General features: G+C 47.6%; 10 protein-coding genes. 6 read left to right on the forward strand and 4 right to left on the reverse strand.

Annotation, left to right across the window (positions count from 1 at the left end; genetic code table 11):
* The first annotated feature begins 182 nt into the window (after positions 1-182).
* Genes ADU22_RS06925 through ADU22_RS06940 form a run of 4 tightly spaced genes read left to right on the forward strand, consistent with a single transcriptional unit; the run spans position 183 to position 2,875 of the window.
* The gene (locus ADU22_RS06925) at positions 183-560 is read left to right on the forward strand and encodes a GntR family transcriptional regulator (protein ID WP_053361498.1); all 378 of its coding nucleotides are present in this window, start codon (positions 183-185) and stop codon (positions 558-560) included.
* Positions 557-1,456 carry an ATP-binding cassette domain-containing protein gene (locus ADU22_RS06930; RefSeq protein WP_053361499.1) on the forward strand — a complete coding sequence of 300 codons (900 nt, stop codon included), beginning with the start codon at positions 557-559 and terminating at the stop codon, positions 1,454-1,456. Before ADU22_RS06925 ends, ADU22_RS06930 begins: the two co-directional genes overlap by 4 nt.
* Positions 1,437-2,177 (forward strand): hypothetical protein, encoded by a 741-nt coding sequence (locus ADU22_RS06935; RefSeq protein WP_053361500.1) that lies wholly within the window; start codon positions 1,437-1,439, stop codon positions 2,175-2,177. The genes ADU22_RS06930 and ADU22_RS06935 overlap by 20 nt, the downstream gene beginning before the upstream one ends.
* The gene (locus ADU22_RS06940; protein ID WP_053361501.1) at positions 2,174-2,875 is read left to right on the forward strand and encodes a hypothetical protein; all 702 of its coding nucleotides are present in this window, start codon (positions 2,174-2,176) and stop codon (positions 2,873-2,875) included. The genes ADU22_RS06935 and ADU22_RS06940 overlap by 4 nt, the downstream gene beginning before the upstream one ends.
* Positions 2,876-2,955: 80 nt before the next feature.
* Here ADU22_RS06940 and ADU22_RS06945 read toward each other — a convergent pair whose 3' ends face one another.
* The 3 genes from ADU22_RS06945 to ADU22_RS06955 form a co-directional block, all read right to left on the reverse strand.
* The gene (locus ADU22_RS06945; RefSeq protein WP_053361502.1) at positions 2,956-4,410 is read right to left on the reverse strand and encodes an aldehyde dehydrogenase family protein; all 1,455 of its coding nucleotides are present in this window, start codon (positions 4,408-4,410) and stop codon (positions 2,956-2,958) included.
* A 137-nt stretch (positions 4,411-4,547) separates the two neighbouring features.
* Positions 4,548-5,870, reverse strand: coding sequence for a S8 family serine peptidase (locus ADU22_RS06950; protein WP_053361503.1), 1,323 nt, complete (start codon positions 5,868-5,870; stop codon positions 4,548-4,550).
* A gap of 243 nt (positions 5,871-6,113) precedes the next feature.
* The gene (locus tag ADU22_RS06955; protein ID WP_053361504.1) at positions 6,114-6,590 is read right to left on the reverse strand and encodes a glutathione peroxidase; all 477 of its coding nucleotides are present in this window, start codon (positions 6,588-6,590) and stop codon (positions 6,114-6,116) included.
* 110 nt (positions 6,591-6,700) lie between these two features.
* On the opposite strand from ADU22_RS06955, the gene ADU22_RS06960 reads away from it, so the two are divergent.
* Positions 6,701-7,306 (forward strand): class I SAM-dependent methyltransferase, encoded by a 606-nt coding sequence (locus ADU22_RS06960; RefSeq protein WP_053364485.1) that lies wholly within the window; start codon positions 6,701-6,703, stop codon positions 7,304-7,306.
* Between the two features lie 50 nt (positions 7,307-7,356).
* Here ADU22_RS06960 and ADU22_RS06965 read toward each other — a convergent pair whose 3' ends face one another.
* The gene (locus ADU22_RS06965) at positions 7,357-7,650 is read right to left on the reverse strand and encodes a hypothetical protein (RefSeq protein WP_053361505.1); all 294 of its coding nucleotides are present in this window, start codon (positions 7,648-7,650) and stop codon (positions 7,357-7,359) included.
* Between the two features lie 165 nt (positions 7,651-7,815).
* Between ADU22_RS06965 and ADU22_RS06970 the strand changes: the two genes are divergently transcribed.
* The gene (locus ADU22_RS06970) at positions 7,816-8,199 is read left to right on the forward strand and encodes a YidH family protein (protein ID WP_053361506.1); all 384 of its coding nucleotides are present in this window, start codon (positions 7,816-7,818) and stop codon (positions 8,197-8,199) included.
* The last annotated feature ends 112 nt before the right edge of the window (positions 8,200-8,311 follow it).

An 8,311-nucleotide genomic window follows, 5' to 3' on the forward strand; every position in this document is an offset into this window, starting at 1 on the left:
AATTTCATTTTATGCGGTAGCGTGGTCGCCAATCGGCCTTCTTAATGCCCGCCATTCCTACCAGCAACTCGGGATTTGTAACAAAACTTCTTTTTTTTGGCAAACAGCCATTGCAAAATTTACCAAATAGTTATATACTACATTACAACAGTAATGCACTAGTTGGGAAGGGGGCGTGGCTCATGCTGAATAGCGAGAGTACTAAGCCTATTTATGTGCAAATTGCCGAGTGGATGGAGTCGGAGATCCTGAACGGGCATTTTGAAGCGGACCAGAAGGTATATTCGCAATATCAATTAGCCGACATGTATACCATCAATCCGGCAACGGCTGCGAAGGGGCTAAGCCTCCTGGCGGATGAGGGAATTTTATATAAAAAGCGGGGGCTGGGAATGTTTGTAGCGGAAGGGGCAAAAGAGAAAATCGTCAATAAACGTAAAAACCAAACGCTGAAGCGGCTTGTCCGGGAGCTGGTGCTGGAGGCCGAGCGCCTCCAAATCAGCAGGGAGGAGCTCATAAGCATGATCCATGAAGCCAAGGAAGGGGAGGGAATGCTGTGAAGGTGGTCGAGTGCAATGATTTGACGAAAGCCTATCTGAAGAAAAGAGCCCTGAAAGGACTTACCTTTTCAATACAAGATAATAAAATCACCGGGTTGATTGGACGGAACGGAGCAGGAAAAACCACTCTCCTAAAGTTGATCGCCGGTTTCACAAAGGAAACCTCGGGACAAATAAGGGTGTTTGGTGAACGCCCTTTTAACAGCCTGAGCGTTTCTGCCAATTCAATCTTCGTTGATGACCAGATGAGTTTCCCGCCAGCCCTGCAGTTAGGGGAACTGCTGGAAGAAGCTGCCCGCTTTTATCAAAATTTTGATGCTGGGCTGGCCAAAAGGCTGTTCGATTATTTTGGATTTGAGGCGGACGGGTACCACAACCGCCTTTCGAAAGGGAAAACAAGCATTTTCAACGGAATTGTCGGCATTGCATCCCGTAGTCCGCTGACAATCTTTGATGAGCCGACAACCGGTATGGATGAGAGCGCGAGGAAGGATTTTTACCGTGCTTTGCTCAAGGACTATATTGCCCATCCGCGGTCAATCATTCTTTCAAGCCATCACATCGATGAGATTGAAGACTTGCTCGAAGATGTCCTGCTGCTGAAAGAAGGAAAACAGCTGCTGCATGAGCCGATTTCCGAACTGAAAGAATGGGCTTACGGCATAAAGGGGCCTTCCGAAAAGGTTCTGAAAGCATCGGAAGGCCACGATATTCTTTATAGGCAGTTAACAGGTGCCGACACATTGTATGCGGCTGTCCGGGATTTCTCGGGTAACCTCCCCGACACGGCGGCCGGAGCAGGACTTGAGGTAACTCCTGTCAGGGTCAGTGACCTTTTTGTATACCTGACCAACGAAACGAAGGGAGGAATTGATGATGTCTTTCGCCAGAACTAAATTGGGTGACATCGTGAAAAAGCAATATGCATTCAAGCTGAAAGCCCATATTGATTCCTACAGCTCGCTGATGGGCATCCAGCTGCTCGCTCTTTTGTTTTCGTTCGGCGGCGTTGGTTCCATGGGGTCCTACGGTGACGGGTTAGATTTGGAGGTAAAATATTATTCCGGCGATCTGGTGTTGATTTTCACCGTTATTTGGGCTTTTGTCACTGCGACCACCCTGACGACGAGACCCTATCGCAATCATGATTTTACTTTTGTATCCAATCGTCTCACCAGCTCACTCTCAAATGTCCTGTTTCTTGCAAGCATCTCCCTTGCCGGCGCCGTAACCGCCATGCTTTCCGGTAATTTGCTGAAGGTTTTTGTTTATATGTTTGCGGACGGGCCGATTTACAATCAGGGTACTGGCTGGGCAGACCTGGCAGCGGGAACGGTCATTGCCCTGTTTTATCTATTTCTGATTACCTCGGCAGGCTATTTAATAGGATCGCTGGTGCAAGTGAGCAAGCTTTTTGTCATCCTGATTCCCGTAGTATTTTTCGGCTCGCTATTCCTTGATGCTGTTGCCAATAGGGAGCCTATCGTGAACAGTGTTTTTCAGTTTTATATCATGGAAAGTTCACTATTGCTGCTGATGGTTAAAACATTAATCACTTGTGCTGTCTTGCTGGCCGCAGCGGTGGGCATCCTGAACAGACTGGAGGTAAGGCGATGAGCAGCTTTGGTATTGTTACAGCGATATTGCCTATTCTTATAATCGGTACCTTGATTGGCACGGTTTTCCTCATGTTTAAAATCCGCAGCAGATTCATGAGCGTAAAACTCACTTATTGGCTGCTTTTCATTTATGCTGTGCTCCTGCTGGTCGCAACAGCTGCTGCTCCTTTCGTTACAACAGACGTTGAGGGAGACGAAAAGGTGGTGCAATCGAACCATGATGAAATGATGAGCGACCTGTATACGAAGGTTAGCAGCGGCAGGATTTCCGAAATCGACCCAAAGCACTTAAAACAGGAAAATCATTTTGATGACTTTGATGGGAATGTGTTATACATTTCTCTGAGCGCAGGCATGGATGGTTCCCAAATCTATGTAGATAAAAAGAATAAGGATGATAGAACGGTAGAGTTCTATATTTTCGGCACCGAGCTGCTTGTAGATGATATGGATTTTTCCCAGCATGTGCCACCATCCAGGGTTGAGCTTTCGGGAAAACATATGACGATTAGCCCTGTTCAGCAAAAGGTCACCATTTCAATTGCCAGTGATAGTTTCCCGGTCAGGCAAAGGACCGGCCAGCCTTTCATGGACCATAGCATGAGCAGCGGCGGACAGATTCTCTATTTGCGCATTCCGGAAGATGTGAAGGTAGATGCCGGCGAGAATCTGTATTTGGAGTATGTGGATGAATAGAAAGAGAGATTGGTGCAGGATGATCATTTTATAAAAAATAAAAAAACAACAAGGGGACAGAGGCTGTCCCCTTGTTGCTTTTAAAATGGGTATTTCCGCGGATTGGTCTGGGCGGATATCCATTGGGTTGTGGAGAATTCCTCGAGTGACCATTCTCCGCCAAAGCGGCCAAGGCCGGATGCTTTTTCACCGCCAAAGGCCACAAGCGGCTCATCATTGACGCTCTGGTCGTTAACATGGACCATGCCTGTTTCCATTTTCCTGGCTACTTCAACGCCTTTTTCGACCGAGCCGGCGTGGACGGCGCCGCTCAGGCCAAATGGAGTATCGTTTGCAATCCTGATGGCGTCCTCCTCATCCTCTGCGGAAATAATCGTAACGACAGGACCGAACATCTCGTTCCTCGCCGTGGCGACTTCGTTTGTTCCTGTTAAAACAAATGGACTCATCACACTTCCGTTCACCTCGCCCTCAAGCAGGACCTCGGCTCCCTGTTTTTTCGCTTCCTCAATTTCGCCAAGAATCCTGTCAACAGCACCGCGGTTGATCAAAGGGCCAATCATCGTGTCCTGTTCGCTTGGGTCGCCTGTTTTGATGGTTTTGGCTTTCTCAATAAAGGCCTGGACAAAGTCATCCTGAATGCTTTTATCAACGATAATCCGGTTGATTGCCATGCAGATTTGGCCGTTGTGCATGAATTTGCCAAAAATGGCCGAGTTTACGGCGTTTTCAATGTTTGCGTCCTTCAGCACGACGAGGGCATTATTGCCTCCGAGCTCAAGTGCCACTTTCTTAATGTTTTTACCAGCAACAGAACCGATGTGGCGTCCGACCGGAGTCGAGCCTGTAAAGGAAATCAGACGCGGAATGGGATGTTCAACGAACGAATCGCCAATTTCGCCGATGTCACTGACCGTTACATTGAATACTCCTTTTGGCAGTCCGGCCTCCTCGAAGATTTTCGCAAGAACCGTACCGCCTGACATCGCGGTCTGCTCATCCGGCTTCAGGACGACTCCGTTGCCAATGGCCAGGGAAGGTGCGACCGACCTCATGGACAGGTACATTGGGAAGTTGAACGGGCTGATAACGCCAACAACTCCCAGCGGTTTACGGTACACCCTGTTTTCTTTGCCGGGTACCAGGGAAGGCACCATTTTTCCTTCCAGTCTCATTGGAAAAGAAGCGGACTCCCGTGTAATGGCGATGCAAAAATCAATCTCTACATTCGCTTTTATATGGGTCGAACCTGTCTCTGCTACGAGCAGCTCGACAAGCTCCTTGCGCCTTTCGGTCATGATGCGGACTGCATTCTCCATAATCGTCGAACGCTCGAATGGATTTGTGTTCTCCCACTCTTTTTGCGCTTCTTTGGCAGATTCATAGGCTTCGTTAATGTCTTCTATGCCAGCCATTTTAAATTCAGCGACCACTTCATCATTGTAAGGGTTCGTATCGTTATAGGTGGATTTTCCAGTTCCATCGCGCCATACTCCGCTGATGTACTGCTTGTTCAAATCCTGATAGCGCTCCATCGAATTCACTCCTTTTATCAGTTCTCATTTCTCTTTTACCCTGTAATCAAGATTTAAAAAGCACACCCAAGAGGGGATATTATAAGCAAATAAAAACAGTGCAGCCTCAAGCAGAGCTGCACTGTTTCTATTAAAAGCTATTGAAGGGCGCGGTCCGCATTGACAATCCCATGGCCAAAATACGGATCATGTCCGGTTTTGCCGGCATCATCTGCAGTCTGCTGAAGGCGGGTAATCACTTGGGCCGGCTTCAAATCAGGATATTCGGCGATCACAAGGGCTGCTGCCGCTGCCACCTTTGGGGAAGCCATGCTTGTTCCCATTGCCCAGCCGTAGCTGCCCCTTGAAACAGGAATGGTTGAATAGGCACGCGCTTCATTGTCCCTCAGGCTTGTATCTCCCGCCGCGTTCGGCCAATTTTCGCCATAATCGCCGCCCGGGGCCGCCAGCTCGGAATTTCCATAGTTGGAGTAATAGGCCAGAGTGTCGCGATTGGTGGAAGAAGAGACGGAAATCACCCAAGGAATATCCGTGAATGTATCGAATAATGGACCAGTCCATTGGGCGCCCTCGCCTTGCTTGGTCAGCATCTTTTTGCCCAGATCGATTCCATTATTTCCATTCGCACCCACGATGATCATGCCTTTGCTTTTGGCATGGCGGACCGCACGGGAAGCAGACAGATGAAGGGCCCGGTCCTGCTCATCATTCATGATCGAATAAGTTCCAAGGCTGAGGTTTGCGACATCGGCACCATCATCGGCAGCCGTAGTGACAGCGTTAAGGATGGCTGTCCAGCTCATGCGGCCGTTATGGTCGGATACACGGTAGGAAGCGATGCCAAGCTCAGGTCCAACCCCTAGTACTCTGCCATTGGCGGCGATGGAGCCGGCGACATGGGTGCCATGGGTTCCCGCGTCCCGCAGGGCGTCTGCTTCGGTTGCTCCATTAAAGAACGCCTTGCCGTAGAGGAAATTCTCCTTCAAGTCAGGGTGGAAGGCATCCACACCAGAATCGATAACAGCGACAAGTACGTCGTGGCTTCCGGCATTCTTTTCCCATACCATTCCATTATTGGTTACCCGCTTGATATCCCATTGGTACTTGTCATGCAGGTCGGCTCCGGAATACAAGGCAGGGGAAGCTGCTGCCCGCAGGTCCACTTCCATTTGGACTTCAAGCGGAGAGATTTCAATGTCTTCCACTACTTCCTGAATATTGCTGATCTGTTTTGCTTTTTCAATGAACCCAGGGTCACTTGATTGCACACTGACAACGCCAACCTGGGGGATTTCCTGAAGAACCTCTGCACCGGATTTCTCTAACTGTGTTAATGATTGTTCATTAATGCTGTTGCTTGAGAATACAACTATGTACTCTTTTGGCTCCTCGGCGCTGACAGCCTGGCCGCTAAAAGCCAGCAGTCCTGCCAGTGCCAAACCTGACATCCATTTTTTCATCCTTCTCCTCCTTATGGAAAAATATTGTTATTAGTATGATTATAAGTAAGGAAAGAATGGTTGTTAAACAATTCTTAATCTTCCGAACTAAATTGCATCCTACTGCCTAAAGGGGAGACATGGGAATGGCCATTATTAGTACAATGGAGATGGGAGGAAGGTTGCAAAAGCGTGCAGTGGGAACGAGGGCAAAAAAAGAACCGCCGGGTTAGGAGAAATACCTGACGGCTCCATTAGATGTGATTAAAGCAGCTTAACGAGTTCCTCTTCAAGCTTGGAAGGCTCGGTAGTCGGGGCATAGCGTCCCACTACAGAACCATTTTTGTCGATGAGGAACTTGGTGAAATTCCATTTAATTCTTGGAGATAAGAGTCCGTTTTTCTGTTCTTTTAAAAATTTGAAAAGAGGTTCGGCGGAAACGCCGTTGACGTCCACTTTGGCAAAAATCGGGAAACTGACTCCGTAGTTGACCTGGCAAAACTGGGTGGTTTCCTCGATGTTGGCGAACTCCTGGTTGTTGAACTGGTCGCAGGGGAAACCTAAAATCTCGAGGCCCTGATCCCTGTATTTTTCATACAGCTCCTGAAGGCCCTTGAACTGTGGAGTCAGGCCGCATTTGCTGGCGGTATTGACGACCAGGAGCACCTTGCCTTCATAATCGCTTAAAGATTTTTCACTGCCATTTGCTGTTTTTACCTTAAAATCATATACTGTGGCCATCGGAATCCCCCTTTAAATGAAAACCTATAGATTTATCTTACCTTGGCTGATTTTTAGGGACAAGTTTAAGCCGATATTGGAACAAGACTGGGAGTGCTTCAATGAAAGACATAAAGGAATTTTACTATGATAAATTGCTGAACATCAGGACAGGCAAAGGGCAGAGGGATAATGAAGGGTCCTTGCACTATCACCCTTATGAGCCGACACCATATGGGGCGCTGGAGGAATTGTTCAAACAATATGAAGTGGACAGTTCCGACCGTATTGTCGATTTTGGCTGCGGGAAAGGAAGAGTGAATTTTTTTATCCATTATTTTTATGGCGCATGTATTGTGGGTGTCGAGATGAACGAAAGGTTTTATCAGGAAGCCGTTGAAAACCTTAGAACCTACCAGAGGAAAACAAAAAAAGCAGCAGGTTTGGAGTTTTGCTGCTGCCTCGCCGAAGACTATCAAATTAAACCTGAAGACAATGTATTCTATTTCTTCAATCCGTTTACCATCCAGATTTTTATGAAAATCATTGGCAATATCCTTAAGTCTGCGGAGAAGAGGAGACGGAAGATTGAACTGGTTTTGTATTATGGCTCAGAGGACTATATGTTTTTCCTGGAAAACCAGACACCATTTGAATTAATGGAGGAAGTTTTGCTGCCAGGAGTCTCCGAACGGGATCCTTTTGAGAGGTTTTTAATCTACAGGCTAGCTGAATAGAAAAAGCGGAATAGCCGGTTTGTGCTCTTCCGCGCTTGGCCACTGGAACTTTAGAGGGAGACTCTGACTCCGCCGTCTTCGCTGATTTCAAGTGTTGTGTAGCTTTCAAAAGGCTCCATGCTGGTGATTTCATGTTTAACGGGGCTTGCGAAACTTTCCATATAACTTTTATAAACTTCAGGGTTTTTGATGATGTGGTAAAAATACACCCGCTTCCCGTTTACCTCATCACTGCTCCTCAGCTGGAACTGTTCCTGAAGCTGTTCTTTGAACCAGGATCTCGCTTCTTCGTGGCTGCTGAACTCCGGCTTGCGCTCCAGCAGGGCGTCCAAATTAGTGTTCACGTTTATATCGCTCCTTTCTTCTGCAGTTAGTATGTCCGTTTTTGCTTTCTGCATTCGGCAATGCAAGGTGGCGTGGAGGTTATACATCAACTTCCCGTGAATGGTTGCATGGACCTTTTTCGGGATAAAGTAAGATTGAGAATCAAGGAGAAAAGGAGAGATTGGATGAACACGGACAAAGGGGAAGAGCGTGCTGCACCGACGGAAGAGTCCAAATACATTCAGCAGCATCTTGCCAATGAACGGACCTTTCTGGCCTGGATCCGCACGGCAATCGCGATTATTGGAGTAGGATTTTTGGTGACGAACCTTCACTACACCATGCGGCAGACACTTTCGCCCGCAGGAGACCTGCTTGCGACCATCATTGGACTGTCTTCCGTCAGCCTGGGTATCATCACCATTATCCTGGCCACCGTCGTCTATTTGAAAAAAATCAATACCATTAATAAGCAAACCTTCACAGCCTCGAAAAAATACATCATTACACTCAGTATCTTCATTGCCTTCATCGCGCTAATGTTTGCTGTTTATTTCATTATTATTTAGTTGCTTGGATTACCGGGTTTGAGGGGCGCTTGGCTCTTCTCAAGGTCTATTTTTCTAACCGGGCGGGAGTTTTGGGTACAGATGCGTGTTGTCAGTGCCTGTTTTTTCGAGA

It is taken from the genome of Bacillus sp. FJAT-27251, assembly GCF_001273925.1.
Taxonomy (GTDB): domain Bacteria; phylum Bacillota; class Bacilli; order Bacillales; family Cytobacillaceae; genus Mesobacillus_B.

Bases quoted from the DNA above. Each gene is read 5' to 3' on its own strand.
- ADU22_RS06925 (WP_053361498.1), top strand. From the start codon at position 183: ATGCTGAATAGCGAGAGTACTAAGCCTATTTATGTGCAAATTGCCGAG.
- ADU22_RS06935 (WP_053361500.1), top strand. From the start codon at position 1,437: ATGTCTTTCGCCAGAACTAAATTGGGTGACATCGTGAAAAAGCAATAT.
- ADU22_RS06940 (WP_053361501.1), top strand. From the start codon at position 2,174: ATGAGCAGCTTTGGTATTGTTACAGCGATATTGCCTATTCTTATAATC.
- ADU22_RS06945 (WP_053361502.1), bottom strand. From the start codon at position 4,410: ATGGAGCGCTATCAGGATTTGAACAAGCAGTACATCAGCGGAGTATGG.
- ADU22_RS06950 (WP_053361503.1), bottom strand. From the start codon at position 5,870: ATGAAAAAATGGATGTCAGGTTTGGCACTGGCAGGACTGCTGGCTTTT.
- ADU22_RS06955 (WP_053361504.1), bottom strand. From the start codon at position 6,590: ATGGCCACAGTATATGATTTTAAGGTAAAAACAGCAAATGGCAGTGAA.
- ADU22_RS06970 (WP_053361506.1), top strand. From the start codon at position 7,816: ATGAACACGGACAAAGGGGAAGAGCGTGCTGCACCGACGGAAGAGTCC.